A 25,063-nucleotide genomic window follows, 5' to 3' on the forward strand; every position below is an offset into this window, starting at 1 on the left:
CCCCGCAAGGATCAGAAAATCTTCATGGGAAAGCTGCTGCTGATCGAGCGGGGATACATGGAGCGTGTCGGCAATCAGGGCCTCCATTGCTAAGAATGGGTTAGCCTCGACCAGCTCTTTGGCCTTTACAACTTCTTGCTGAAAAAATCAACAGATGTACCCGCCAGTTTTTGCAGTTCTGTCCCGATCCCGATGACAAGACCTGGCTGGACCTCAAATTCCTTGTCAAGTTCTTCGCGCGTCGGGAAAACCAGCGTGTCCATAATGAGGTTTCGCAAGCCGCGATAAGTGTCTTTCATCGACTCTTTCAGGAAGCGAGAAAGATTGTCCCGCTCTGGCTTTTTGAAAAGAAGATAGTAATCGTCGTTAGAGATTTCATGGAGTTCCCCATGTTTCTTTTTCAGTTCTTGGGCTTGCTCGTCGGAAGGTTTTGCAAATTTCAAGGTTTCTTTCATGGTTTTTCCTCCTGATTTAAATGGCTTTTAAACGATTTTTAAACATTCGATTTGCCGTTCCAGAGGATCGGCTTGGAGAGGATGAGGCCCAATTCTACTTTGACCTCTTTGTCGCCCTGGCTTGGGTTTGTGCTTGTCTTATTCACATGGCATGCTGGAAGAGTGTCGGTAACTTTCGGCTGATCGTCATTCGCATAGGATACCGTGATCGGGAAGGCAGGCAGGCGATACAACGGCTTTTTCATTTTGGCTGCATACTCCAGCAGCTTGTTATATTCTTCACGCCGTATGTTTAGCTTCGCTTCAGGTTTGTAGTTTCCGTTACCAGTTCCGACAGGTAAAGCGCCTTTCCCGTACAAGACTTCCTTTTCCAGCTCATCGCTGTAGTCAATGGATTCAACGTCGATCAGGATGCCATGCGGGAGTGTAATTGTAATGCTCTCCCAGTCATACTTTTGTCCATTTACCGCCATCAGTTAGCACCTCCAAACGGGTTTTCAAACCCGATCTCAAGCTCCATGTCCCGATATGCCCCGCGAGGCGTGATCCGAATTACAGCCTTCATGGGTTCGCCAGCAAGGATGTTTTGCTCTGGCTTGATGACGACACGGGCCTTTGTAATCTCTTCAGCGTTCAGCATAGGGTTGAGCGCCGCTGTCAAGAGGTTTTCCATTGGCGTGAAGTCGATGTTCCCAGTAGCATCATCGAATGGGATTTCGTTTTGCTCTTGCAAGAGAGCTGCTGCGCGAACCAAACGAGCTGCCTTCAGCATGACCCGTGTCCGTTCCCCATACAGATAATCAGAGCCGGTTGGCGCCATCATGCGGAAGTTGGTGCAGTAGATACCTTGGATTCCGTCATATCGGCGTACCGTGGTATATCGGGCATTGTCCAGAGCAATGATGTGGGCCTTTTTGATTCCAGCCGGGCGCAACTCCGTTGCAGAAAGAGCGCCATCCAGGACACGGCCTGCACTTCGATGAACAGGAATTTGAGCCACCCGGCCCACGATGATCCCGGCAGGGTTCCGCTCATCTTCTTTCCCATTCAGAAAGTCAGCTTTGCTGATCCCGGCAGTAACCACGGATACCAAGATTGAAGAAAAGTTCGCGGCTTGGTCAAGCATCGCTTTGACGTACTGGTCAATCGATTCACCTTTGTTGATGTCCCTGGTTTCACAGATACCGAAAACGAATTTGCCATCTTCTTGTACAGCGGCAAGCTTGGAATCAAATAGCGTCCAGACAGCCGGAGTGCTAGGCCCAACGATGTGAATAAACTCGTATGGGTACTCACTTTCAAGAACGAAATCAAGCGCATTGACCAGGCTTGTCGTGGACATTTGCGGAGCAGTTGCAGAGAAAGTGTATTTATCATTTGCTTTAAAGCTGTTTTCTGGTGTGTCGCCAGCAGGCGTAAAGGTAATGGTTAGGCCGGAATCCGGCAGCTCATAGCTGCCTGTGATCGGGACCGTGATCGGAGCTGTCGGCGCTTGCCCGTCGATGGTCAGTGTAAAAGTTGCTTGATTGAGACCGCCAGAGGTTACAATTTGCAGCTCCACTTGAATCTCATCCGTCGGCTTTCCCGAAACACTTACCGATCCCGTTCCCGTTCCCGTTTTTTCAACGGCGCTCACTGTGCCATCAATGTCAGCAGTGGCCCGAACCGCATACATGTTGCTTGTCCCTTCTGCAAACGCATCTGAGAGAGCGCGAACCAGCGGCCCTTTTCCGAATTGTTTGGCACTGGACGGGCCAGAAATGGCAATGATTTCACCTTCCGGGCCTGCTGCGGCGACACCAATTTTCACATGCAACCCTGTTGAATTAGGGGGAACAACCCCAAGCCCGCCATCTTCCAGGTTTACGTTAATGTCAGGAATACTCATGATTTTTCACCTCCGATTGGCGCACCCAGGAATTTTTTGAGAGCTGCCTTAAACTGCTTTTCAGTCATAGCCTTGCCCTGGCTCCAGCCTTCATGGACCATGAGCGCTTTTGCTTGCCATGTGGGAACGTCCAAACGTACAAACAAACTCTCAATGGATTCCATTCCATCGGGGACGACAGGCGCTTGCTCTTGCTGGTCAGTTTGTTTCGTTGTTTCCAAGGTCAAATTCAACTCCTTCGATTATGACTTTCATTTGCGCGGCCTTCTGCTCGGAGTAGACCCCGCCTTTAGCGGTGACAATGACTTCAAACCCAACTGCCTGAGACATGATGCTTGTATCCTCAAGCGTCTTGATGGCCCCAGGCTGTAGCGCAATCGCGTAATCCCCATCAAGCAGCCTTCTTGGAAGCTTTGTCAGAAAGGCGAGCGCCTTGCTTTCGGCTTTCGGAAGGTCTTTGTCCGTTATCAGGACACTAAAGGGGATGGTCAGCGTATAGAGCTGCCAGATAAATCGACCTGGGCGGATCGCTACACGCTGCCGATCCGTTTTGATCTCTCCCGGTTCCATCAGGATGAAGGCAGAGGGTGTATGTTGATACGCCTTTTCATCTGCAACAGAGGTATAAATCAGCTTTTCAGCGATCCCGGTTTGCAGCAAGGCGGATTTCAGACCATTTTGGACGGCCTGGATCATACAAAGCCCCCTCCAATCTCACGAATGATTATTTCTTTGATCTCTTGCTCGTCATCATCAGAAAGCCCGATAAACTGGCGCTTTGGCATCTCGATCTTTGGGATGGTGACTTTTTTACGGAAGATGACCTGCCCGTTTACAAAGAAGCGAAGAGAGCGCTTGTTTTTCGCCCTGACGACATGTTCCCTGATCTCTTCGCCGTTGTTATGAGTCTTTGCATACGGGACGTTGGTTCCCCATTCTACCTGCCTCGGAGTAGCCCGAAAGGTGATTGAGTTTCGCAAACGCGCTTTTCTGACGAGCGTCTTTCCGCCTTCGCGTTCGGCCCGTTTCGATTTGGGCCAAGGTGTTCCATCCGGCGCGGTCCCCGTTTTGAATCTGTCCCTCGTGCTGTCCACCATAGCTGAACCAATCTTCTTGTTGATTCGGAGCATGTTGGCCTCGCCCATGTGGTTCAGCAGGGACATTGCCTTTTTCCAGTCCCCAAACTCTGTGCTGCTCATGTCAGTAGCCTTTCATCTGTTCCCGTGAGAATATCCGGGGAGCCGTTTGATAGCTCATGGAATGAGAGGAAGAAGGAGCCTCGCCGCCCGTGTCACTGGTTGGCGGGATAATCTCCATTGATCCGGCTGCAATCTTCTCCAGCATGCGAACTGCATTGTTGTACCTGGTGACGATCACACCGTCCGCGCTGCTCTCATCAATGCCCCTGCGAGAAAACAGGTTGTAAAGCGTAATGTCCAAGGTCAGCTTGGAGAGGATCGGCGGCACGGGGGATAAGGGCAAGGTGTATCGCATCGCAAGAAAGGCGTCCACTTCCGCGCTGGCCTCCTGGATCATCTTGGTGACAATATCCCAGTTGATTTCTCCAGTCCCATCGTCATCCGTCAGTCTCATCAGGATGTCGGGTGAAAGCTTGCTTTCTACGTCAGAGGCTACAGCGTACATGTGTCAGCCCTCCTTATTCCGGCTGTTGGTTAGGGTCTTGCTGTGGATTTTCCTGGGCTGGATCATTGGCTTTTGTCGGATCGTCGTCCGGCTCGCCAGCCTGGGCAGGATTTTCACCTTGCCCCTGACCTTGTTCCTTTTTACGGCGGTTTCCACCGCGCTGGCCTTTGCCCTTGTCGTCGTCCTCGTCATGCTCATCTTCAGGAAGGGGGACGTCCTCTTCCACAATGAGCATAGGTTCTTCCTTCAGAAGCTTGAGCTGCAATTCGGTGAACCGATCCGCTGGATAGACTACCCGCTGGGCAGGGTGTTTTATCCCCGCCCGGCGGAAGCCATTAGCTTTACTGGTAATGGCGATTCCCTGACTCATTAGGCATCCACCCCGGTAGAGCCGTAGGCCAACTGCCAGAGGCCATAGCCAGCGTTATCCCGCGAATCGACGCCGTAAACATACTGTTTTTTCATAAAGACGTTCTCATCTGTCGGCTGATCCAGCGCGTCAAAATGAGGTTTTTTACGTTCCTGGAAGATGATCGGCTTCACTGGTTTAGAGGTATCCAGGAGGAACCAAGCGTTCGGATCGGAAGCCAACCAAGGAGCGACGAGCAGCTCTGCGCTGTTTCTGTTCACGTTGGTTTCGCCGTTTTCGTTGTTCTCAGCTTGCAAGATTTTGAGACCCATTTCGCGGAGCTGCGGCGGAACAACCAGGACGGTAGGCGTTACGTTCAATGGGTTTCCATGCTCATCTTTCAAGCTCATCATCTGAGCGTAAGCCGAGCTGTATGAAGCACTGGTCAGCTTTTTCGTGCCTTTGTTGGACTGAACCGGGCCGTCTCCGTCTTGGTGTTCCTCATCGAAGAAGTATTGCCCGTCATAGCACTTCTCGGCGAACCCTCTCGCCAGGAGAGTGAAAACCAGCTCGTCCGGGTGATTAGCAGCACTTTGCGCCAAGCCTTCGATCATCGGAGTGTAGACGCCGATCTGATCGTCCTCGATGTCATCGCGGTCTACCGCGATGGTTGCCTCAAAGCTTTTGTTTTTGATGGTGTAGCCATGCGTCGCAAGATTGTCCAGAACACGGGAACCGATCCATTCACGCATGCGCGGGAATTTGCCCAGCCATTTGTATTCCTCATCACGGGCCGTGGAAGGCACTAGCGTAGCGATCTTTGTCCACATAGGCTTGGCGTTTTGCAGAGCCTGATTGAAAATGACTTTAAAGCCTGTGTAAATGCTTCTTAAATTGGTTGCGTTGATAATCAATTAGGTCGACCTCCTATCGAATCTCTACCCAAACGCCTTTAGCGTCCAGGGAGATTACCTTTCCTGCGCGAATGTTTGTGCCTGCCGTAGAGACGCGAACCGTTTCGTCATCCTCAATGAAACAATCTTCCAGCAATTGTGCTGCGGTAACAGGGTTTGCCGTACTGTTTTTGTAGAGGAAGATCCCGCGCCCAACGGCGATGCTGTTTTCTCCAGCCCCGCTGTATCGGTTGTCAACATGTGCTTCAGCACGTCCGGCGACTTTCAGGCCAGCCGTTGCAGCAGCAGGTACAGCCTCGCCAGCAGCATTGATCGCAACCAACCCGCCTTGATAGATCACGGTGTTTGCTGCAATCGGGAGGATCAGCCTGTCGGCTGTTGCCATTTGTTTGGTGTTACGGTCTTGGGTCAACATTACTGATCGCCTCCGTATTTCTTATAAGTTTCAGCATCAATGCCCAGGAGGTTGTTGACGTTGGCCTGGCTGTCATCCAACCCGCCAACACCCGGATTCTTCAGCGCGTAGGTTGTGCCGCCACTACCCATAGGAACGAGCTGCGGCGCTGTCTCTACGAATTTACGGAATCCTTCCAGGTCAACTTTGGCATAATTTTCCGCCCAATCCTTCTGCGCCGGAGTAATCTTGCCTTGTGTCAGCGCCAGTTGGATCACTTCCTCGCGATCCCGTTTATCAAGTCGTTCCTGAAGCTCCTTGACAACGGAATTATTGTCACTGGATGCCTTCAGGGAGAGAACCGTTGCGCGAATATCTACGTCACTGGCATTTGTTCCCATACCCAATGCCTGGGCGATTGTGGACTTGAACGCCTCGTATTGTGCTTCCGGCTTCGCACCCTTGTTTTTTGCCAGCTCTTGAATGGCAGCAAGCACTTCTTCTTCCGTCGCTGTCTCAGGAAGGCCAAGAGCAGCAGCGAGCTTTTTCAAAAATTCGTTCATTGGTTGTTCTTCCTCCGTTTCTTGATCTTTGAATGAGACGGGAACCATCCCGTCGATAGCAGGAAAGTTGGTCAATCCGGCATTGATGAAGCCAATGACCTTGCCATCTTCCCTGACATGGATCACAGGGGAGAGGTAACGATATTCGCGGTTGGCAAGGTACTCCTTGGCCCGATCCGTCCATTCAACTCGTCCCCATAATCCGGCGTCTCCCTTATCTACCAGCTCCATAATCCATCCAGCAGCAGGCGCTTGTTGACCCGTTAGGGTTTGGTGTTCGTAATCTATCACCGCATCATTCGCCTTTGCCTGGAAGTCTCTCAGGATCAATCTGATAGACTCTTCATCTACCAAAAACTTGCCTTTTTTGGTGTTTGTCCATCCGCGAGGGAGCAGTTGGACTTCACTCGGAACCTCATTCAAGGAATGAATTTCCGTGAGGGCAATTTTTCGTAGAGGAAGTTTTGACCTCTTTGCCACATGCACACCCCCGTTTAAAACCCGTTTAAATTGCTTTAAAAGCGTTTAATAGACTATCGCAGGTATATTTTTACCCTCACCTCCCTAAACTGTTAATTTGGGCCTTCTAGGAGCCTTCTTTCAGCTCGATCTGCTAGAGGCTTTGGTAGACTATCAAAACTCGGTTTCCAAACCGCAGCAGGCGAGTGATTGAATCCCTCGTCCGGCAGCAGCTTTGGCGCATCCTTTTGGACCGTTAGGCCGTTTCTCTTAACGGATGAAGCCGACCTTGCGCGGACGCTGCACCGACAGCGAAAGCCATTCGGCGGAAACCAGGAGGCCCAGAACGGATGATTGGCAGGATAGACAAGGCCGTCCATTGCCATGTGAGAAGGCCGGGTTCGTTTATCTCCCACGGCGTCATATTCCCAGTAGGGAAACTCTTCGAGGATGTCAGGATCGGTGAGCTGCTTCCATCTACCAGCGTTGTAGCTCGATTGAACAACCGTTAAAAAAAGAGTCTCAACTTGATAGGGCTTGACCTCATAACCAGCTTTTTCAAAAAGGTCCTTGGTCTTGTCCTGAAACTCTTCAAACGTGTCCCCATCTGATAGGGCATCCTCGATGGCTTGATAGACTTGGGCGACCATGTGCGCTGAAGTTGCTAGAGCGGAAGAGAAGGCTTTTGCTTTGCTCTCTGCTGCCAGCGCTTTGTATTCGTCCGGCGACATCGGAACACGCAGCCGCCAGTAGTCTATGGCTTCATCCATCGGTAGCAGCGTGATTTTTTCAAAGTCAGCCATCCTGGTCCACCTCATCCAATACAGCCTTGCGACCAAACAGGGAGGCAGCGAAGATAGATTGCTGAAGCGTCTCCTGAAGAGGATCAAACTCCATCTTTTCAATCAGCTCTTCAAGCTGCTGCTTGGCTTCTTGGAAACTACTACTTTTTGCAATTACTTGTTTGATGGTTTCTATCATCTGTCCAACGGGATCGCCAGCAGCTTGTACGGCATCCTGGACAAACCGATCCACATTTGCCTGGGCCGGGTTCGTCCTTGGCGGTTTGATAGAATCCCTTTCGGAGAATGAGAGAGTAGTCACTGGGTTTTGCTTTGGCGCTGTCAGAACGGCCTCGCCATCTTTTGGCTGCGGGATTCCAAACTTCTCGTAAACGTGGTTGGCCGGGAGCGCCACGCCCATGTCTTGTACCTTCTTGTAAAGATCAGCCGCTGCCAACATGTCCTCTGGCGGTTCATAGTGGAATTTCAGCCAGGGCAGTAAATGGGAATCCCCAAAGTTGAAGAAGATCAGCGGCTTGAATAGATAACGCCTGAAGGTTTCAGCCAATCCCTTGCAATCTGCTTCCAGCAGGTCTTGACGTACCTCGCCATGCGTTTGACCCAAGGCTCGGCTGCCGGATGATCCGACGTCACTTGAAAGGGTTTGCCCCAATACAGCTTGGGCCATTTCGGAGTTGGCAAGAGCAACCATGTCCTTGAAAGGATCAGCAGACTTTTGCGCCGTCTGGATAAACTCAATCATCGTGTTTTTGGAGATCACGGCTGCTGCATCTGATCCGATAGCTTGAACGGCCCTTTCCAGAACCGCTCTATCATGATCGGGCGTTCCAGGTTCATACTTCCCGACCCGGATCGGCATTCCAAAGACCTCCAGGAACGTCATCCAGTCCTTAATGGAATAGTTTTTGAACATGTACATCCAGGCGCAGGAGCGGATGATCCCAGCTCTGACCATTGATCCGCTTCTTGCCTTGTAGCGATGAATCATGAATTTGTTGGTCGGAAGCAGCATGCCCGTTGGGTTCTCGTCTGTTATCAGGCGCATGTTGCCTTCCAGGTCGAAGGTAAAGCGCCTTGTGTCCACCCACGGGATTCTTTTGGGAAGCACCATCCCTTGGTCATAATTCCACTCGATTTCGCAGACGGAGAAGCCTTTGCCAATCGCGTCCAAGAGATCAAGCAGGGTATCTTCCAGCCCTTCAAACTCCATCGCTTTCTTAACCAGCTCGGCCCGGCGCTTTGCTTCCTCGGATTCGTCGGCAGGCATCACCTCCCAGTTGAGTCCCAGCACGGCGTTTTTCCTTGTCTGGAGAAGGGAACCAAGCTTCAGGTCTTTTTCTTCCATCTCTGCGAAGGCTTCCATTTGCAGAGCGATGTCGCCCTCATCGGCCTGTCTCAGAATCCGGGCCAGTTTCTCAGGAGTAAGGCCGGATGTCGGATAGGAGTAAAAACGATCACGCACCGACACAACGGCTATTCGATTCATTTCAGGTGTTTGTGCCATTAGTACGCTCCTTTCTTCCTAAACCTCGATCTGACCACTGGCGTGTATTCGGCAGGCCCCGTCATCCTGCTTTGGCCCAGGGCCAGTTGCAAGGCGATACGGGCTGAGTTGATCGCCATACCAAAGTGGTTGGCGACATTCTTCTTGTAGTGAATGGTCGCGTCCTCACCGCTGCCGGATGTTTCTTTGACCAGCTTTTTCAGATGCAGCTTGACGGTGTTGATGGTGACTTCTTCCTTCGGATTGCGCGGTTTGGGGAGAAGAGCAAGCGGCGGGTTGGCAGCAAATAGGTCTGTCGTTTCGTCAAGGGATTCGTCCCGATCTACAGTGACCTTGTTGACGGCCTTTTCGCCTTCGCCTTCTTCACCTTCCTTCAGCTCCGTGCCTTTGAAATACTGAATGTACCCCCGACATTTTGTAAGCTGCCGGACGATCTTCTTCGATTCGGTTTTGTACGGCATAGCGTCAATGACCAACGCGCCAGGGTTGAACGCTTCTTCGATGTGTTTGACCAGCTCGGACAGTTCTTCAACCTCTACCTCAAAGAATGCGATAGGGAGCATTCCTTCTGACCCATAGGGCTGGGCAATCGCAACGTGGGCTTTGTCGCCCATGTCGATCCCGACGCCCGTCACAACATCGCTATGATCGTGGAAGTAGTAGTCGGACAGCTCTTCCAGACGTTGCAGGACAGCAGGCGAGATCGGCTGCATGTTGCCGGAGTCAGGAAGAGCAAGGACGCTTCGCCTGAAGGTCGCCCGTTTCGATGGGCGATCCTTTGCTTTTTCCCATCTTTCATAGATCAGGGAAAGCTTTGTGTCTGGAATGATGAGCTGCGGTACACGGTAGCCAAGGCGACTGTCCCGGTCTGGATGTTCAGCGACCCAACGAGCGTTGGTGACGTCTAGCTTATGACCGCATTTTGGACAGACAAGAAAAACGTCTCCATTCTTTTTCACGATGTTGTCAGGGAAGTCACTCTCAAGCGTGGCCTCTCGTCTGCAACCGTAGCAGGTGACTATCCATTGCCGCTTATCTGAAGCGTCAAATAGTTCGTCGATCCCATCTGATTCAAACAAGGCAACGGAGAAGTATTTCTGCCAGCCAAGTGATCCAGGCGCGGAAATACGGTCTTGCGCCAGCTCCATATTTTCCGGGTTGATGAGCGCCACTTCGTCAAAGATGATCTCGTCGGCAGGAATGGAGATTGCCCCCGTTTTACTGACAAGACCACGGATATAAAAGAAGTGGGTCCCGATTTGCTTCAGGCTCTTTTGGTCGGTCCCACGTATGCGGCTGCTGAGATATTCGCTGCGCTGGACATACGGATCAAACCGGGTTGGGCCGAACATATTTGCCATTGCATCAGTTGGTAGATAGTAGATGATGTTTTTGCCCAGGACGTCTACCATGTAAAGCGTGTGGGCGATTGCTAGAGTAGAGAAACCCGTCTGAGCGCCTTTCTCTACAGTCATGTGCGGGTGGGTGTGATAATTGTCCACGATTTCTTTCATGAAGCCTCTGCCGATAGGATCATAGGGCCTGCCATCGTCAAGAGTCAGATGCTTTCGGCAATACTCGATAAACGAGATCGCCTGATCTTCGCGTTTGGGAACAAGGTCTTTAAGCAGGGACATTGGCATTCGACTCCACAATCAGGATGAGCTTGTCCAAAAGGTCTGGATCATTCGTGATGGTTTCGCGCAGCTCCGCCTTGATCCGGTCCGCAGCTTCCTTCACAGCTTTTTCCGCTGTAAACTTTAGCTTTTCGCGGGCGATGGTGGAGCGCTCAAGCGTAGCCAGTGCCTTGATTGCGTCAAGCGTTGCTTTCCCTGGCTTCTTCGGACTGTTGACCAGCATCTCCATGAGAATCTGAAAGGCCACCGTCGAGGTAGCTTCTGCCATATCAGTGTTTGGCCCGTTGCTGCTTTCGATGATTGCCTTTGCTTGGTCTCTTGCAATGCTGATCGCTTCTAGTTTTGCAAGAAATTTCTTACCATACCGTTGGAGACTCGCTTCGCTAATGTCATGACCAGCAGAGACAACCATTTCATGAATCTGCTTGTATGTGAGCCTGCCGTTTACAATAGCGTCGTTGATCGCTTTTTGTAGATTGGCAGGTAGCTTGGTGACTTTGGAATGGCTTCGGTTGCGATCTTCAGCCATTAAAATCTGGCTCCTAAGTTGATCCCGGCATCAGGCGGAATGTTGCCTTCCAGCAGGTCTTTACCTTTGGCGGTGAGTCTGACGGTATTTCTTGCAATTGAGCTGCTGCCGATGGTTTCAGTTACGACGAGCTGCTTTTCAGAAAGATAAGCGAGATGGGCTTTTACTTCTCGCTCAGATGGTGCGTAATTTAACTCCTGAAGGTGCTGGCGGACGAGATCGACGGACAGTGGATCAGGGTAAGCTCTCTCGGTGATCCGCAATACCCAGCCGCGCATTTCTTTTGCATCGTCATTAAGCACGGTGGTTTCCTCCCATTGCTGAAACTATTTTGTGAATCTCGGTGATGTGTTCGCCGATTCTATCAATCTTTTGATCTATCTTGTTGATCTCCCGGAAAAACTCGTCTTTGCGGACATACTCCTTGGAAATGTCCTCTTTGGTCTTGACAAACTTTTCTTCCAGGCTCTTGATGTCCGTGGATTGCTTGGTTTGCTCTTCCTTCATTCGGTTGTATGCGTCTCTCGCAAAAAAACCAATGACGCCAATCAAGATGTAGATGAGAGCAACGGCAATCGAGAGAAACGGAATGAGCAAGTCATACGAAAATTTCATTCGGAACCTCCTTTCGGGCAAAATAAAAAACCTCAATCCTTGTAGATTGAGGTTATCATTGGTAGATATTCACATTCCAAAAATGCTCTTGAGAAACTTAATTGATAGAAACACTTGTCTATTCCGCAATATCAAAGATATTCATTTGATCCGGGTGGGGAGTATCCGCTAGGATTTCACGGACCCATGATACCGTGATGTTGTACTTTTGTGCAAGTTCTTTGTAATTGGCCCCGTTGTATTCGGCTTTGATTCGCTTGTCTCGGATGGATCGGAAAATGGTTTCCTCTTTGGGGAGATAGAGCATGTCGCCACCAAATTTCTTGATTAGCTTCAGTGTCGCTTCAATCCCGATGATTTCAGCAATTTCAAGAGCCGTAGAGGATAATTCCTTCAGTGTAACTTCCTGCATCCAGTCATCGAGCCTGATTTCTTCTTTTTCCTGGGCGAGACTCATTTTCTTTGCACCTCCTGGCGTTTGCTCATCGCTTTTAGCGCCTCAATGATCTTGTTTGCCTCGGATCGTGTCTGCGCCCAGGGCTTGCCGATCATCTTTTTGGTAAACCCTTGCTGCCTTTCAGTTTCATGCCAGCCCAGCTCCGCAAATAGCTGCCGGATTTTTTGAGCTTGCCACGGCCCGACAATTGCGTTCGGGTCTTTCGTTTTGCTCCTGCTCTGTTTGGGCTTCGCGCTGCCTTTGTAGCCAAGCTGTTCCAGCCGTTTCATTACTTTTCGGAAGCCGTCAAGGGAGAGATCACGGCTGCTGGAGACTCCGGCTTCTTGCTGAAGGATTTGCCTGTACACATCGTCATCAAGGCTCAAGTCCTTTTTTGCAATGTGGAGGACGGCGAGCTGCTTGCGTTCAATCATACGGAGACACCCTCCAGTCCAGCCGTTACCTTTTCAATTTTTCGCTCCAAGACGTCAAACGGGTCATGGTCAATCGGATCACCGTTCATGATGTTGTATTCATGCAACCCGTTTTTAATTTGATCGCGCAGCTCATGCAGGTTCAAAGCTCGTTCGATCAACTGTAAAATCCCCATTTCTTCGTCTGTAATTCGGTGACTTTCCAGTAAATCAGGCTTTGACTCGGCCCTGGCTGAGATTCTACCCAGGAAGTAGGTAATCATAACCCCAAAGTAGTGTTCAAACTCAAAGGCATTCATTCGGTTTTTTCGCCATCTTTGGTCAATTTCTTGGGCGTATTTCTTCCGATTGACACGAGGCTTTGGTTCTTTACGGATACCAAGCATTTCCCGCATTTGTGCGGGCGTCATGCGATCCGTTTTCTTCCGTCTCTTTTTCCGTTTGGTTGTCATCCTCATCCCCCTATGTATGGTTTCACAGATTTTTAAACGGAGTTTAAAAGCCTTTTGAAATAGGGATATACCCTGAAGATGCTAGGGAGCAGGAGGAAGGGGTAGTAAAGCTCCTGCTCGTATCCAGCACCTTCAGCGTATATCCCTGACCTGCCATCATCAGGCGAGGAAGGTCATCCCCTCGCGACACCCTGACGAATCAGGGTGTTTCGGCTTGTATTGCTGGCTCCATTTTCCTGACGATCAGCGTCAGCTCGTATCGTTCTGCCGGATCGAAGGACCCTACAAACGCATTGGCTGCGGTCAGCACCCTCTCGACGTCCTTCCCTTCGATGTTCCGCATGATGTTCAGGGATACTTCTTCAGTAGGCTGGGGAATGGACTTCAATCTCTTTTGAGGATCGTTACCTCTTTGGCTGCGCGGTGTGGTTGTCATTGGGCCTCAATCCTTTCAACTGCTGGTTTATAAAAGAATTTGTCTTTCGTATCGCGCTTTGCGCCGACTTTTGCGAGGGCCGCATCGTCGTACTTCGCCAACTCATCTTTGTCGATAGACTCTTTGGTGACGATGCAATCAAACATTTTGTTCTGCTTCAGTGCCTCCAGGATCGCCTTGACGTTTCGGGTGACAATGCTTGTGGTTTTTCGGAAGCCGACTTCTCCAAACGTCAGGGATTTCGTCTTGCTGTCCTTAAACTCATCAATGCAGGACTCGGTAAAAACCTGGATATGCTGTTCAAGCTCCGCCTTTCGCTGGAGCAGCGGAGTGACCACGGCTTCAGTATCGGCCTTAATGTCGTTGATAAGCTGATTCATTTTCGCTTCAGCGGAGGAAACCTGGGCGTCAAGCACACTTATTTCCCGCATCGCTTGGTTGACTTCTTCCCAGCTTTGGAAAACGGGAGCTGCTTTCTTTTTTGCCAATCTCATCATCCTTTGTGTAGTTTTTGGCCTGTCATCATCAGAGTGGGTAGGCCATTTCCCACTGACACCCCCGGAGGGCCGGGAGCGTTTCGACAGTTCAATCAGGAGAGTGAATTTGGATACCTTCCTTGTCAATAAGTTCCCAAAGTTCCTCAAGCGTCATATCTTTTGGGTCTTTACCAGACATTTCTACTTCCTCCCTCAATTCAAGCGTTGGCTTTGTGCATTCCAAGGGGTAAGCCCTCCGCCAACCTTGTAGTTATTCACAGCAGTGTTAGTCGTGTTCTGCTTGATCCAATCGGATATTTTACGAGGGATAATGACGGGCGGTTTACCCGGCCTGCGCTTCTGGCTCATCCTGTACAGCTCCTTCTAATTTTGAATGGAAGAAGATCATATCTTCGATGGTGAATGCACCACGAAACCCTTTGATTTTGCTGTTGTAGTTGTTTGCGTAGTGATCTGCGTTGCAAGTTCTTTCGATGATGTCAGGCAGATAATCGTATTCCATGCTTTTCAGCTCCTTTTATCCATGTCCACCGCATCATTGCAAGTGGGGCAATGCCTGTACAACACATGAGCTTTGAACCGTAGTTTGAATGGCCCCCGATGACCGCAAACGCAGACACCCGGTATTGCATCCCTTTCCAGTGGAGCAGGAAGGGAATCCCTCTCACGGAAATACTCGCTCAGAACCTTGATGTCACGTTTCATTTCTTTTTCCTGTAATCATCGCCATGAACAGGAACCACATGCGTCATGCCCAGGATTCGGCTCACAATCCGATCCCATCCAGGAAGAGATTCCAGCGTGTCCAGGTCCTCGTTGCTTGTGATGATGGTCGGGAGGTTATTAGAGGCGCGAGCGTTCAGGATGATGTACACCCGTTCCGTTACCCAAGGCGTGGACTTGCAGGCTCCTAGATCGTCCAGGATGAGAAGGTCCATTGTCTTGAGGGCTTCTAGCATCTTCTTTGTATCCTGAGACTCATCACCACCGGGCCGTAGGGACTCCATGAGATCGGGAACCGTCGCACAGATGCCAGCGACTCCTTGCCTCATCATTTCCTGAAGAATGGCATAGCTCAGATGGCTTTTGCCCGTTCCTGGATTACCAAACATAAAGAGTCCGTTTTTCTCTTCGGAACGGAGTTCCTGGAACCGCTCAACGTATCGTTTTGCCATGCGCCAAGCTGTATGCTGCTCTGATCCAGGCGCGGCCTCGTAATTCTCAAGACGTTTGTCCAGGTACTTCGCTGGTATTCGTGCAATTTTGAAGAGCTTGTCCAGGCGTCTTTGTTCATTTTCCTGAATGAGACATTTACATTCTTTGCGGCGGCAGACGCCATTTTCTTCATCCAGAAAGAGCGTCCAACCGCTGCCATCGCATTCACGATGCGGGCATTTGTCAGATATGCTCAGTTGAAAAAGCTTGAAATCGTAACACTCGCAGCGCACTTCAGAGCTACCTTTGCCTGGGAGCTGTACAACCTTCCACATGCTGCCGTCGCACTTATTAAATGGGCAGCTCGCTTCCTGTGACGTAGTGGTCGGCATATTTCCCGCGATGCTGGCCTTCAGTTGATCCAGAAACCCTTGCAGGCCCTCCATCAACGATCACCTGCCCATAGTTCTTTTTCTTGAATCCTTCCTGCTGTGCAAGGTTTCTCAGGATGCCTTGCGTGTAGTTCTCTTTCCTGTCCGGGTACTTGCTTGAGTGGATCACCGCCGCCTGGATAACCAGTTCAGGCGGGTAATCCATGAAGTATTTAAGCTGTGTTAAAACGACGTTTAAAGCAAGCTTCTCGGCCTTGCGAGTCTTTGCGATGCAAGCAAAGTATGCAGCTAGTTTTTGGAGATCGCTTTCGCTATACCTCTTGAGCAGCACATCAGCAAGATGTTGCTGTTCATCGGTCAGAGCGTGTCGGCAAACCCGGAACACACTTTCCTTTTGTGCATCCATTCGGATGATTCAGTCCTTTCGTGTAATGTCGTAGGAGAGGGGGACACCAAACCTTTCAGCAAAGTACATTTCCAACATGAGCAAGCGCCCTGGAGTCATCTTGTCAATTTGCTTTTGTATACGGGCCTTGCCTTTTTCGGTGAGGACAAAATCCTCATCAGCTCGTTGGATCAGGCCGTCGTCATCTAGCTGCTGGAACACGCTGGCGATAAATCGGTCAAGAGTCGCTTTTTCCAAAGTCATCCAACCAGCCCTCTTCTTGCCCACGATCCGCCGCCATCCAGTTGAGTAAGGCTGACCTGACGTTCAAGTGGCATCCGCTCAACATATCGAATCAGTGTAACGTCATTGCCAAGAATCTCATTGATAATCCATTGCTGACCCTCGAAAGATACAAACTTGCCTTTCCAAACGAACATTGGCGATCCCTCCATAAAATTTGTTGTCGAAGGAAACACCCTTTCCATCGGAACATCAGCCGTGATATACTGGTCCCTGAAAAGTGAATGGATCGGGTGTTATCCCGGAAAAAGTCTGAGCCGCTAACTCAGGCTTTTTTTATTGCCCTCATGCTCCAATCCCCATATATCGCGCCATGTCCATCAGACCTTGCAGCTTTACGTTTTGGTTGGCGGCGCTGTTTACATACACGTTGACTGCACCACGAATGCCGTATTTGCTTCTGGAGATTCGCAGCAGGAAGTTTCGTTCTTCTTCTTGCAGGTGCGGGAACAGCAGTTCCATATCTTCCGGCTGAGTTAGTTCCGTGCGGACATTCTTTCTCATGGAGATGCGAGAGAACAACTGCGCGAAAGCTGCTTCGCCTCGGCCCGTCATTCGGGTATAAACTTCTTCGTTTCCGATCAGGACCAAACCGACGCCGCTTTCGTCCGCGATGGATCGCAGATGATCCAGGGCTTTCAGCGGAAGATGCTGCGCTTCGTCTACGATGATAACCCTGCCGGATTCGACCAGTTTCTCGTTGATCTCTTCATACATCCGACGAATGGATCGGCCTTCTTGGACTTTCAGTGCCTTTGCAAGTTTTTCCGTAACACCTTTAGTCGTTCCGAAAGCTGGCGACATAGTGATGACAACCGCTTCAGGATGGTTGCGGGCATATTCCCGGATAGCTTCGGTCTTGCCGATCCCTGCGTCGCCGTAGACAATACCTAGCACGTTTGCAACATGGCAGTAAGTGATGATGTCCAGGACCGCTTGTGACTGAGAAGTATGTACAAAGTCCGGCTTCTGTGGTGCAACCTCCCTGGCCTCGTCAACTGTGAGGAAAGCCCGAATCTTACCAAAGAGCTTGTGAGGGGATGGATAGGTCTCTTTCAAAAACCGACTGAGAGCCGCAGGCGAGATACCCAACGCTCTTGCTACTCCTGACTGTGACATCCCCGTTTTTTCCATGTGGTCTTTTATGGCCTGGATCAGTTCCAACCATTCATTGGTGACAACCATGAAAACCGCTCCTTACTTCTTGGTTTTTTGAGCCGCACTTATCATGCGAGATAGGTTAATGTTATTGGTTTGGCCCACAGCTTTTTTGAGAGGAGCTGCTTCGACTTTCCGCTCACCTGAACGAACCGGAGAGAGGACTTTTGCTTCAGCTTCAGTTGCTTCCTCAAGATTCTTGCGGGCTTGTCCCATCACAAGGTCCATTGGATCGGGTGCGTAAATTTCTGCGACAAGTGCTTCCTTGTAAGCTTTTACGCGCTTCTTAATCTTCTTGGACTCGCTTGCCACGTTCTTAATATCTTCCTTGCTGGCCCCGTATTCCAAAGCCTTTTTATGTGTGGCAGTCATCAGGAAACGGTCCTCCAGGTCATAGACCCGAACCTCTCCCAAATTCGCCGGATCGAATCGGACATAGACTTTCTTGCCGCGATACTGAGCAACAAGCTCTGTGTCGTAAAAATCGAGACCGTAACCGTAAAGCGTAAGCCGGACACCGTTTCTGCCAACCGTAACTGGCTTGGAAGAACGCATCAGCATCAGGTCTAAGTCCTCCGGCAGCGCAGTGCGTTTTTCAATTAACTGCTCGGCATATACTTGGTGTGGTGTTTTGCCGTTCATCCCATCGCCATAGTGTGGTTGATGATCCAACCAGCCAAAAGCGAAGGTTTCAAAAGCTTCCGCAAACTCTTCTTCCGTGACGATGTTGTTCGGGTCTTTTAAGATTTTTAGCAGCCGCTCTGGACGCTCCTTGACATGTCCACCCTGATAGGTGAGGAACAGTTTGGAGAAGTTTTCTTTCACTTCCCTGAAGGTCCGTTCAACCAGTTTCGCCTTTGCATTTTTTACCTTGGCATTCATCATTCGGATGCCCAATCGCTCAAACACCGCAGGCGGTTTGTGTTCACCATCGTTTTTCTTTGTCTTGCGCCGTCCACGTCCTCCAATGTCGCTTGCGAGGAAGTCCATACCGTTGTCGGTGTAGACCACTTTGGGGATGCCATACTTGAGGATGCCTTTCCGTATTGCCAGGAGGTTTGTATCGGAGTTTGGGTTTTCAGATACGACAATGGACATTGTTTTTCGGCTTCGGACATCGGTGTACATGGTTACTTGTGGGCGATAGGTTGATCCGTCTGGACGCCTTACCACTACGTCAAACTTATGGTTGTCTGCGACCCAAATATCATTGCTTGCAAGTCCTTGATAAGAACGGCGGGCAAATGGTGCGACTTTATCATCGAAGTCTTTTTCGCCGTATCTATACATGCGGATGACTGCATAGGGAATGGTTGTGATCCTTCGCTCGAAAGCCTTACATGATGGTAACGGGCCGAAGTTGTTTTCCTTGGCCCAAATGCTCACCCATCTGTAACACGCTTGGGCGCTGGGCCTATTCTCATCAAGGTAATACTGCTGAAATATACTCCAGACCACCTCGGGTATAGTTGACTCACCACGATTCCAACCGCCTCGGCGATCTACTAGGGCAGCGTCTCCCTGTTCCATCCAGGACTTGTATTTCCGATGTAGCGTTTTGGCTGTCACTTGATTTTCAGGATGGGCAAGATTCCAGTTTTCGCAGAACATTTCATCAAGCTCAGCTTTGGTCATTCCAGGTTGAGATCGGAAGGCTTGCCACTGATCGAAGCACTTTCTCCAGTAACCAATTTGCTCACGCTCTTGATCGCTAAATACTTCAAGTGGAGCTTGCGCTTTTTGATCCGTGCTATTTTCAACTACTTCTTTAAACAACTTGACTGCTTTTTTCTGCGCCTGGATCGGGAGAGAAGAAACAGGGATTTGATACTCAATTCCTCCGCGCCCTCGCGTTCCAGTTTTTACAGCATTAGCTTTTAGCTTGTTGCTACTGATTTGCTTTTGTACCGCTCGCTCGGATATGCCCATGAGACGAGCGGTTTCCTTGACGGTTAAAAGTTGCAACTCGCCCACGGTCTGCCTCCTTCCTTATTCAGCTTTTTGGCTTGTTTCTGTAGATGAATGATTGTACTGTTCCCACTCCTTGCTACTTTCCGAATACTTGGTGTAAATATCGTTGTAAAGACTCATCAGATATTCACGGCGTTTAGTTAGGAAAGAAATTTGAGTGCTTAACTCTTCAATTTCGGGTGTTATCTGTGCCGCTATAGAAGCACAATGCAGCATGATAGATTCATGATGTTTCCTGTATGCTGAATTTTTCTTCGTTTCGTCAATAGTCGCCAAAGATTTCAACATTACGGATAGATCGCTGGGGTGGATCAGATGAGGCTTTTCGTTCATTTAACTCCCTCTTTCAATCGAATTACTCCGCTTTCGGAAGGCGGCGCTCCGTGAACAAAATGTCATCTATCAATTTTCGATACTTTTTTGCTGGTCTTGTCCCAGAAATGAGGTCTGACATTCTGTTTTCGGGAATTCCATTCCGTTCGCAGAATTCTTTTTGATCCATCTGCAATTCAGCCAATCTTGTTTTGATCGCCCAGCCATATGGAGTGATTGGCTTTTTTCTCAACAAATTTCTCACCTCCATCGACAAAGTAAGTCATAGTCAGATTGATAGTGCTACGCTATAATTTGTGGTAACTCACTTCCCACAATTTCATTTTACTCCGAATACGGAGCGAACACAATACTTTTATTCCGTTTTCGGAATGAAATTTTAGGGGGAATTAAAAAATGGCACTACTCAAACGGAGTGATATTGATATGACAACAACTTTCGGGGAGAGGTTAAGGGAGCTAAGAACCGCAGAAAAGCTTTCAATGGATGCGTTAGCAAAAGAAATCGGAACTTCTTCAAGCAGAATCAGCGACTGGGAAAACAAAGGAGGCGATCCATCCTCCGTTTTCGTAGTGAGACTTGCCGAGAAGTTTGGCGTCACTCTGGAATGGCTCCTTACTGGAGAGGGACCTAAATACAAAAACACTGAACCTCCAGTTGTTTTAGACACCAATGTCTGGAACAACATTTTTTCGGGTCAAAAACGGGAATTGAGTACCCAATACGATGAGAGTATCAACAGAAGAACCATGATTATTTCTCATAGACAAGGAAGCGGAAAGACTGCATCGACTTTATTTCTCAATAATCCTCTTTATTCCGCTATAAGCGCACTAGACAAAGAAGATATCGAGCTACTTACTCCGCTAATAAAAAGACTCGCTCAGAATAAAGCACCTCGCGAATTCACCCAACAGATGGGTAGAGGCACACGGATCACAGGTCAAATTATCGCTGAAGATAGAGAAACGGGTTATGAAGATGAAGGAGAGACTTTTGTTGAAATTCCTATCTTGGGACAAGCTGCTGCTGGCGTACCGATCTCAGTATTTAGGCTAATTGATGGGTATATTAAAGTGCCGGAACAATATAAGAATTGTTTCTCTGTCCGTGTTCGCGGAGATAGTATGGTAGGTGCTGGTATTAAGGATGGTGGCTATGTCGTTGTGAGGCAGCAAAACGCCGTTGATAATGGAGACATTGCTTTAGTTATGATTGGGGGAGCTGACGAAGAGGAAGTCACCATCAAGAGATTTAAGAAAGACGGTAACAAAATTCATTTAATTTCCGAGAACGACAGGTATCAACCCCTTATTTACGGAGCAAATGACGGAGTGCATATCCTGGGCAAAATTGTTGAGTGGTTTTCACCTGAAGAAGCTGTATCCAGAATGAATCAAACGATATAACCACCATCGAATTGTGGTATAATTTGTAATAAAATCACAAAAAGGAGAATAGTTTATGTCTCTTGTCTTTGGTGGGTTAAGTTTCGTTAGTTTTATTGGCTTTCTATTAGGAGTAATTGGAATATTTAGCCCCAATATTATGAACAAAGCTCAGAAGGGCCGGATGTTTTCAAGAAAACATTTTATTATCCAGGCTAGTCTAATGTTCATAGTCTGCCTAGTAATGATCCTGGCTTTCAGCATCTCCAAAGAAATCAGCCCAACCTCCGCAAATGCCGACAGTAAACCCGCTGCCACACCCCAACCAGTCACCCAGGCCAAGACGGTAGTACAGGACAAGCCAGCAGAAGCACCAAGCATTCAGTCAGCTCAGCCGCCTGTACAAGAATTATCTTCTTTAGGCGTTAAAACACAGGTAGTTATTTCATCATTCATGGAGCCGGGGAACGTAACTACCGAACCTATTCAAGCGGTAACAGAATGGAAGAAACAAAACATTGGTGGTAAAACCTCCTACATATCGCATCCTACTGGTTTTTCTTACATAGAGGTTTTTGAAAATACTAATGGTGAAGTGAGCAGCATTTCAATGATTACTTCAGAATTGAACAGCAACACCCCGGTTCTTGAACAAATGACTTTAATGGGATTTGCAACTAAGATTGTAATTCCAGATGTAACACAGGCCGACATGAATAAAATTTTTGCCCTGGCTTCCGAATCAGTAAAGAAACCCAATGAACCACTTGAGTATGACTTTAATGGTAAAAAATTCGAGTTTTCCTTTAATGATTCTGCTAAAAGTCTTGCTTTTAAGATCAAGCCAGCAAATTGAGTTTTTTTATTCATTATTCCGCATGTTTATTCAATTGCTTTTTAAAAAGACTTCCACAAGAGAAACTTGCTTATAACACCAGTATTTTCAACTAACGAACCAGTTCGTAAGTTCGTTTGGAAAAGTTCGTTAGGTACGGCGAGAAGATTTCCGTTTTTTACTCCCTTTCAAAGCCGAGTTAAACGCAATATAATGCGGTTTTAAACAGCTTTTAATGACCTAAATTTAAAAGGCGACCTTCGGACCCTTACAGTCTGAAATCGCCTTTTTTTCTCGTTTTTTCTCATTTTGCTTTTCGTACTTGTCTTATCGTAGAATCCTTGGTATAGCTCACTTTTCATCACTTTTTTTCGGTTTTCGTCATATCTCATTCTGTGTGTCTAAGTACAGTAGATTCCGGTTTTCTGGAATAGAGCAAGATGACCTCCCGCTTAAACCCAGTAGCCTTCCTGGAGCAGATTCCCGAAAAGGTGGGCTGATTTTTGCTAGATTCCATAAAACCGGACATAAAATTCCGGAAATCCGGAAAATTTGCAAGCGCTATCATCTGCTTGCCAACGGTCTAGGCACGATAAACGGGTATGGTTGAACGATTTTTCTGGAATCGATTGGGGTTGGCATGGTGTATGCAATTGAGTTGGATGTGAAAGCGTTTTCTTCAAGTGGGCCCACACAATTTCCTCTGTAAGCGGAGGAGAAAATTGAAAGGAGAATTATATGATCATCGAAGTGTTATCCATCTTGATTTCGCTCGGTCTCCTGATGTTTTTTGCGTATCGGGGCTATCCTGTTATCGTGTTTGCCCCTATTTTTACGCTGCTGGCCGTTGTCCTTTCCGGGATCTCTCTGCTGCCGAGCTACACCGAAACCTTTATGACGAATGCAGCAAACTATGTGAAATCATTCTTTCCTATTTTCTTACTGGGTGCCATTTTCGGAAAAGTCATGGAGTTGAGCGGTGCTGCCTCGTCCATTGCCCACACGATTGTGAAGGCACTTGGCTCCAATCGTGCGATCTTGGCTGTCGTTCTAGCTTGTTCGATTTTGACGTATGGCGGGGTCTCCCTGTTCGTTGTGGCATTTGCTGTGTATCCGTTTGCCGCTGCGATTTTCCGTGAAGCCAATATTCCGAAGCGCCTCATTCCAGGAACGATTGCACTCGGGGCTTTTACGTATACAATGGACGCCTTGCCAGGTACGCCACAAATTCAAAACATCATTCCCACGACTTATTTTGGTACCGATGCTTATGCTGCACCTGTTGTTGGAACGATTGGCGCCATTATGGTTTTCGTTGGCGGGATGCTATGGCTGGAGCGCAGACGCAAGCAAGCTGTCGCTGCTGGGGAAGGCTACGGCGAGGGACATACCAACGAGCCAGAGTTGATCAAAAATGAATCCTACATGAACATCTGGGTCGCGATTCTCCCGTTGGTGTTGGTGCTCGTGGGTAACTATATGTTCAGCAGAGGGATTTGGACAGTAGAGACGTGGTACGATCCAGCGATCCTCAAAGAATCATTTAAGATTGAGAAAGTGAAAAACGTCGTATCTTCTTGGTCACTGATTATTTCGCTCTGTCTCGGAATTATTGCCGCGCTTTTAATCAATGTGAAGCAAGTCAAAAACAAACTGGCTAGCGGTTTGACTGCAGCCGCGATGGGCTCTCTCTTGGCGATCTTCAATACGGCTTCCGAAGTTGGATTCGGAAACGTTGTGAAAACATTGCCGGGCTTCAAGCTCATCCAAGGTTGGATTATGGGGGCAAGTGATCATCCGCTGGTTTCTGAGGCACTGGCTGTAAACGTACTGGCAGGTGTGACAGGTTCAGCGTCGGGCGGTATGTCGATCGCACTGGAGGTTATGGGCAAGCAATACCTGGAGATGGCAAATGCGGCGGGAATCAGCCCTGAGTTGCTGCACCGTATTGCCTCGATGTCTTCTGGTGGTATGGACACATTGCCGCACAACGGAGCGGTCATTACACTGCTCGCGATCACTGGTTTGACTCATCGTCAATCGTACAAAGACATTTTCGCGATTACCGTTTTGAAAACTGCAGTCGTGTTCATCCTGGCATTCGCCGTGTCTATTTTCTAATTTTCATCAGAATCAGCCAGTTTATAGACAGAGAAAATGAGGAACAGGAGAGGAGATAGTAGGGTATGGAGAAGTTGTTGGAGCAACAGGTAGCAGTAGTAACAGGGGCTGCGAGCGGAATTGGATTGGAGATTGCCCGGACGTTTGCCGAGGAAGGGGCGAAAGTCGTCATACTGGACTTAAATGGGGAATCAGCGGAAGCAGCAGCTGTCCAATTGCAAAAGGAAGGCCACGAAGCAATCAGCTTTGGCTGTAATGTCACCGACGAGGGACAAATGCAGGAGTGCATCCAGCAGACAGTCAAGATTTTTGGCAGACTTGATATCTTAGTGAATAATGCCGGATTGCAATTTGTCTCTCCAATAGAAGAGTTTCCGACTGCAAAATTTGAACAAATGCTCAGTATCATGCTGACAGCGCCTTTTGTTGCGATTAAACACGTGTTCCCCATTATGAAGCAACAAGGTCATGGCCGTATCATCAATATGGCTTCGATCAACGGCTTGATTGGCTTTGCGGGTAAGGCGGCGTACAACAGTGCCAAGCACGGAGTCATCGGGCTTACCAAGGTTGCAGCCCTGGAAGGTGCAGCGGCTGGTATTACGGTAAATGCCATTTGTCCGGGGTATGTCGATACGCCGTTGGTACAAAACCAATTAGCCGATTTGGCTAAGACAAGAAATGTGCCGTTGGAAAAGGTGATGGAAGAAGTCATCTACCCGCTGGTACCGCAGAAGCGTCTGCTGCAAGTAAAGGAAGTAGCGAACTATGCTGCCTTTTTAGCTAGCAAGAAAGCGTCAGGTGTCACGGGTCAGGCTGTCGTTATCGATGGCGGGTATACAGCGCAGTAAGCTTGTTAAAGTCCCTATTTTTATTGGTCTTACCCCTGTCAAGTAGACACAATTAAAAAAGCCTAAGCAGCCAGTGTGTTTCGGTATTCAACCGGGGCACACTGGTTTAATTTTTTCTGGAACCGTTCATGGTTATAAAACCAAATGTATTTTTCAATGGC

Annotated in this window: 36 protein-coding genes and 2 other RNA genes; 4 read left to right on the top strand and 34 right to left on the bottom strand. The window is 48.8% G+C overall.

Going from position 1 to position 25,063, the window contains the following annotated elements:
• Positions 1 to 125: 125 nt before the first annotated feature.
• The 33 genes from FB479_RS28970 to FB479_RS29125 form a co-directional block, all read right to left on the bottom strand.
• Positions 126 to 455 (bottom strand): DUF6848 family protein, encoded by a 330-nt coding sequence (locus FB479_RS28970; RefSeq protein WP_106656339.1) that lies wholly within the window; start codon positions 453 to 455, stop codon positions 126 to 128.
• 38 nt (positions 456 to 493) lie between these two features.
• The gene (locus FB479_RS28975) at positions 494 to 928 is read right to left on the bottom strand and encodes a hypothetical protein (protein WP_106656338.1); all 435 of its coding nucleotides are present in this window, start codon (positions 926 to 928) and stop codon (positions 494 to 496) included.
• On the bottom strand, positions 928 to 2,343 hold the full coding sequence (locus FB479_RS28980; protein ID WP_106656337.1) for a DUF2586 family protein: 1,416 nt from the start codon (positions 2,341 to 2,343) through the stop codon (positions 928 to 930). Before FB479_RS28980 ends, FB479_RS28975 begins: the two co-directional genes overlap by 1 nt.
• Positions 2,340 to 2,564 (bottom strand): hypothetical protein, encoded by a 225-nt coding sequence (locus FB479_RS28985; protein WP_106656336.1) that lies wholly within the window; start codon positions 2,562 to 2,564, stop codon positions 2,340 to 2,342. The genes FB479_RS28980 and FB479_RS28985 overlap by 4 nt, the downstream gene beginning before the upstream one ends.
• On the bottom strand, positions 2,542 to 3,039 hold the full coding sequence (locus FB479_RS28990; protein WP_106656335.1) for a hypothetical protein: 498 nt from the start codon (positions 3,037 to 3,039) through the stop codon (positions 2,542 to 2,544). Before FB479_RS28990 ends, FB479_RS28985 begins: the two co-directional genes overlap by 23 nt.
• Positions 3,036 to 3,542 (bottom strand): phage virion morphogenesis protein, encoded by a 507-nt coding sequence (locus FB479_RS28995; RefSeq protein ID WP_106656334.1) that lies wholly within the window; start codon positions 3,540 to 3,542, stop codon positions 3,036 to 3,038. Before FB479_RS28995 ends, FB479_RS28990 begins: the two co-directional genes overlap by 4 nt.
• Position 3,543: 1 nt before the next feature.
• On the bottom strand, positions 3,544 to 3,987 hold the full coding sequence (locus FB479_RS29000) for a gp436 family protein (protein ID WP_106656333.1): 444 nt from the start codon (positions 3,985 to 3,987) through the stop codon (positions 3,544 to 3,546).
• A gap of 13 nt (positions 3,988 to 4,000) precedes the next feature.
• Positions 4,001 to 4,357, bottom strand: coding sequence for an HI1506-related protein (locus FB479_RS29005; protein ID WP_106656332.1), 357 nt, complete (start codon positions 4,355 to 4,357; stop codon positions 4,001 to 4,003).
• On the bottom strand, positions 4,357 to 5,250 hold the full coding sequence (locus FB479_RS29010) for a Mu-like prophage major head subunit gpT family protein (RefSeq protein ID WP_106656331.1): 894 nt from the start codon (positions 5,248 to 5,250) through the stop codon (positions 4,357 to 4,359). The genes FB479_RS29005 and FB479_RS29010 overlap by 1 nt, the downstream gene beginning before the upstream one ends.
• A 13-nt stretch (positions 5,251 to 5,263) precedes the next feature.
• A complete protein-coding gene (locus FB479_RS29015; protein WP_106656330.1) occupies positions 5,264 to 5,665 on the bottom strand; it encodes a hypothetical protein in 402 nt (133 codons plus the stop codon).
• A complete protein-coding gene (locus FB479_RS29020) occupies positions 5,665 to 6,687 on the bottom strand; it encodes a phage protease (protein WP_164724423.1) in 1,023 nt (340 codons plus the stop codon). The genes FB479_RS29015 and FB479_RS29020 overlap by 1 nt, the downstream gene beginning before the upstream one ends.
• Positions 6,688 to 6,779: 92 nt before the next feature.
• Entirely contained in the window at positions 6,780 to 7,469 is a 690-nt protein-coding gene (locus tag FB479_RS29025) for a phage head morphogenesis protein (RefSeq protein ID WP_164724424.1), read from the bottom strand.
• A complete protein-coding gene (locus FB479_RS29030; protein ID WP_106656327.1) occupies positions 7,462 to 8,973 on the bottom strand; it encodes a DUF935 domain-containing protein in 1,512 nt (503 codons plus the stop codon). The genes FB479_RS29025 and FB479_RS29030 overlap by 8 nt, the downstream gene beginning before the upstream one ends.
• The gene (locus tag FB479_RS29035) at positions 8,973 to 10,610 is read right to left on the bottom strand and encodes a phage terminase large subunit family protein (RefSeq protein WP_106656326.1); all 1,638 of its coding nucleotides are present in this window, start codon (positions 10,608 to 10,610) and stop codon (positions 8,973 to 8,975) included. The genes FB479_RS29030 and FB479_RS29035 overlap by 1 nt, the downstream gene beginning before the upstream one ends.
• Positions 10,597 to 11,139 carry a phage protein Gp27 family protein gene (locus FB479_RS29040; RefSeq protein WP_106656325.1) on the bottom strand — a complete coding sequence of 181 codons (543 nt, stop codon included), beginning with the start codon at positions 11,137 to 11,139 and terminating at the stop codon, positions 10,597 to 10,599. The genes FB479_RS29035 and FB479_RS29040 overlap by 14 nt, the downstream gene beginning before the upstream one ends.
• Positions 11,139 to 11,441 (bottom strand): hypothetical protein, encoded by a 303-nt coding sequence (locus FB479_RS29045; RefSeq protein ID WP_092266353.1) that lies wholly within the window; start codon positions 11,439 to 11,441, stop codon positions 11,139 to 11,141. Before FB479_RS29045 ends, FB479_RS29040 begins: the two co-directional genes overlap by 1 nt.
• Positions 11,434 to 11,754 carry a hypothetical protein gene (locus FB479_RS29050; protein ID WP_106656324.1) on the bottom strand — a complete coding sequence of 107 codons (321 nt, stop codon included), beginning with the start codon at positions 11,752 to 11,754 and terminating at the stop codon, positions 11,434 to 11,436. The genes FB479_RS29045 and FB479_RS29050 overlap by 8 nt, the downstream gene beginning before the upstream one ends.
• A gap of 118 nt (positions 11,755 to 11,872) precedes the next feature.
• The gene (locus tag FB479_RS29055; protein WP_232030231.1) at positions 11,873 to 12,211 is read right to left on the bottom strand and encodes a Mor transcription activator family protein; all 339 of its coding nucleotides are present in this window, start codon (positions 12,209 to 12,211) and stop codon (positions 11,873 to 11,875) included.
• Positions 12,208 to 12,624 (bottom strand): regulatory protein GemA, encoded by a 417-nt coding sequence (locus tag FB479_RS29060; protein WP_106656323.1) that lies wholly within the window; start codon positions 12,622 to 12,624, stop codon positions 12,208 to 12,210. Before FB479_RS29060 ends, FB479_RS29055 begins: the two co-directional genes overlap by 4 nt.
• Positions 12,621 to 13,076 (bottom strand): hypothetical protein, encoded by a 456-nt coding sequence (locus FB479_RS29065; protein ID WP_106656322.1) that lies wholly within the window; start codon positions 13,074 to 13,076, stop codon positions 12,621 to 12,623. Before FB479_RS29065 ends, FB479_RS29060 begins: the two co-directional genes overlap by 4 nt.
• Before the next feature lie 144 nt (positions 13,077 to 13,220).
• An RNA gene (locus FB479_RS29070) (hammerhead ribozyme type II) lies at positions 13,221 to 13,291 on the bottom strand.
• A gap of 217 nt (positions 13,292 to 13,508) precedes the next feature.
• Positions 13,509 to 14,000: a host-nuclease inhibitor Gam family protein gene (locus tag FB479_RS29075; RefSeq protein ID WP_164724425.1), complete on the bottom strand. Its 492-nt coding sequence runs from the start codon at positions 13,998 to 14,000 to the stop codon at positions 13,509 to 13,511.
• 22 nt (positions 14,001 to 14,022) lie between these two features.
• An RNA gene (locus FB479_RS29080) (hammerhead ribozyme type II) lies at positions 14,023 to 14,095 on the bottom strand.
• 106 nt (positions 14,096 to 14,201) lie between these two features.
• Entirely contained in the window at positions 14,202 to 14,357 is a 156-nt protein-coding gene (locus FB479_RS30680; protein ID WP_170206672.1) for a hypothetical protein, read from the bottom strand.
• Positions 14,332 to 14,511 carry a hypothetical protein gene (locus FB479_RS29085; RefSeq protein WP_106656320.1) on the bottom strand — a complete coding sequence of 60 codons (180 nt, stop codon included), beginning with the start codon at positions 14,509 to 14,511 and terminating at the stop codon, positions 14,332 to 14,334. The genes FB479_RS30680 and FB479_RS29085 overlap by 26 nt, the downstream gene beginning before the upstream one ends.
• 199 nt (positions 14,512 to 14,710) lie before the next feature.
• Entirely contained in the window at positions 14,711 to 15,610 is a 900-nt protein-coding gene (locus FB479_RS29090) for an ATP-binding protein (protein WP_092266359.1), read from the bottom strand.
• The gene (locus FB479_RS29095; RefSeq protein WP_126435337.1) at positions 15,516 to 15,962 is read right to left on the bottom strand and encodes a hypothetical protein; all 447 of its coding nucleotides are present in this window, start codon (positions 15,960 to 15,962) and stop codon (positions 15,516 to 15,518) included. The genes FB479_RS29090 and FB479_RS29095 overlap by 95 nt, the downstream gene beginning before the upstream one ends.
• Before the next feature lie 9 nt (positions 15,963 to 15,971).
• Positions 15,972 to 16,205: a hypothetical protein gene (locus FB479_RS29100; protein ID WP_092266360.1), complete on the bottom strand. Its 234-nt coding sequence runs from the start codon at positions 16,203 to 16,205 to the stop codon at positions 15,972 to 15,974.
• Positions 16,202 to 16,381: a hypothetical protein gene (locus FB479_RS29105; RefSeq protein ID WP_106656319.1), complete on the bottom strand. Its 180-nt coding sequence runs from the start codon at positions 16,379 to 16,381 to the stop codon at positions 16,202 to 16,204. Before FB479_RS29105 ends, FB479_RS29100 begins: the two co-directional genes overlap by 4 nt.
• A gap of 148 nt (positions 16,382 to 16,529) precedes the next feature.
• Positions 16,530 to 17,429: an AAA family ATPase gene (locus FB479_RS29110; RefSeq protein ID WP_106656318.1), complete on the bottom strand. Its 900-nt coding sequence runs from the start codon at positions 17,427 to 17,429 to the stop codon at positions 16,530 to 16,532.
• A gap of 12 nt (positions 17,430 to 17,441) precedes the next feature.
• Complete coding sequence (locus FB479_RS29115) at positions 17,442 to 19,376, bottom strand: Mu transposase C-terminal domain-containing protein (protein ID WP_106656317.1); 1,935 nt, start codon at positions 19,374 to 19,376, stop codon at positions 17,442 to 17,444.
• 15 nt (positions 19,377 to 19,391) lie between these two features.
• Positions 19,392 to 19,706: a hypothetical protein gene (locus FB479_RS29120; RefSeq protein WP_106656316.1), complete on the bottom strand. Its 315-nt coding sequence runs from the start codon at positions 19,704 to 19,706 to the stop codon at positions 19,392 to 19,394.
• 22 nt (positions 19,707 to 19,728) lie between these two features.
• Positions 19,729 to 19,941 carry a Rha family transcriptional regulator gene (locus tag FB479_RS29125; protein WP_092266365.1) on the bottom strand — a complete coding sequence of 71 codons (213 nt, stop codon included), beginning with the start codon at positions 19,939 to 19,941 and terminating at the stop codon, positions 19,729 to 19,731.
• A gap of 161 nt (positions 19,942 to 20,102) precedes the next feature.
• On the opposite strand from FB479_RS29125, the gene FB479_RS29130 reads away from it, so the two are divergent.
• The 4 genes from FB479_RS29130 to FB479_RS29145 all read left to right on the top strand — a co-directional run bounded on the left by FB479_RS29130 (position 20,103) and on the right by FB479_RS29145 (position 24,902).
• The gene (locus FB479_RS29130) at positions 20,103 to 21,116 is read left to right on the top strand and encodes a helix-turn-helix domain-containing protein (RefSeq protein ID WP_106656315.1); all 1,014 of its coding nucleotides are present in this window, start codon (positions 20,103 to 20,105) and stop codon (positions 21,114 to 21,116) included.
• A 55-nt stretch (positions 21,117 to 21,171) separates the two neighbouring features.
• Entirely contained in the window at positions 21,172 to 21,951 is a 780-nt protein-coding gene (locus FB479_RS29135; RefSeq protein WP_106656314.1) for a hypothetical protein, read from the top strand.
• A 717-nt stretch (positions 21,952 to 22,668) separates the two neighbouring features.
• The gene (locus FB479_RS29140) at positions 22,669 to 24,051 is read left to right on the top strand and encodes a GntP family permease (RefSeq protein WP_142067531.1); all 1,383 of its coding nucleotides are present in this window, start codon (positions 22,669 to 22,671) and stop codon (positions 24,049 to 24,051) included.
• 65 nt (positions 24,052 to 24,116) lie between these two features.
• Positions 24,117 to 24,902: a 3-hydroxybutyrate dehydrogenase gene (locus tag FB479_RS29145; protein WP_142067532.1), complete on the top strand. Its 786-nt coding sequence runs from the start codon at positions 24,117 to 24,119 to the stop codon at positions 24,900 to 24,902.
• Positions 24,903 to 24,964: 62 nt separating this feature from the next.
• Here the strand turns inward: FB479_RS29145 and FB479_RS29150 are convergent, their stop codons facing one another.
• Positions 24,965 to 25,060 (bottom strand): IS3 family transposase, encoded by a 96-nt coding sequence (locus tag FB479_RS29150; RefSeq protein WP_113757350.1) that lies wholly within the window; start codon positions 25,058 to 25,060, stop codon positions 24,965 to 24,967.
• Positions 25,061 to 25,063: the final 3 nt, after the last annotated feature.

The sequence above is a fragment of the Brevibacillus sp. AG162 genome (genome assembly GCF_006715575.1).
Classification (GTDB): Bacteria; Bacillota; Bacilli; order Brevibacillales; family Brevibacillaceae; genus Brevibacillus; species Brevibacillus brevis.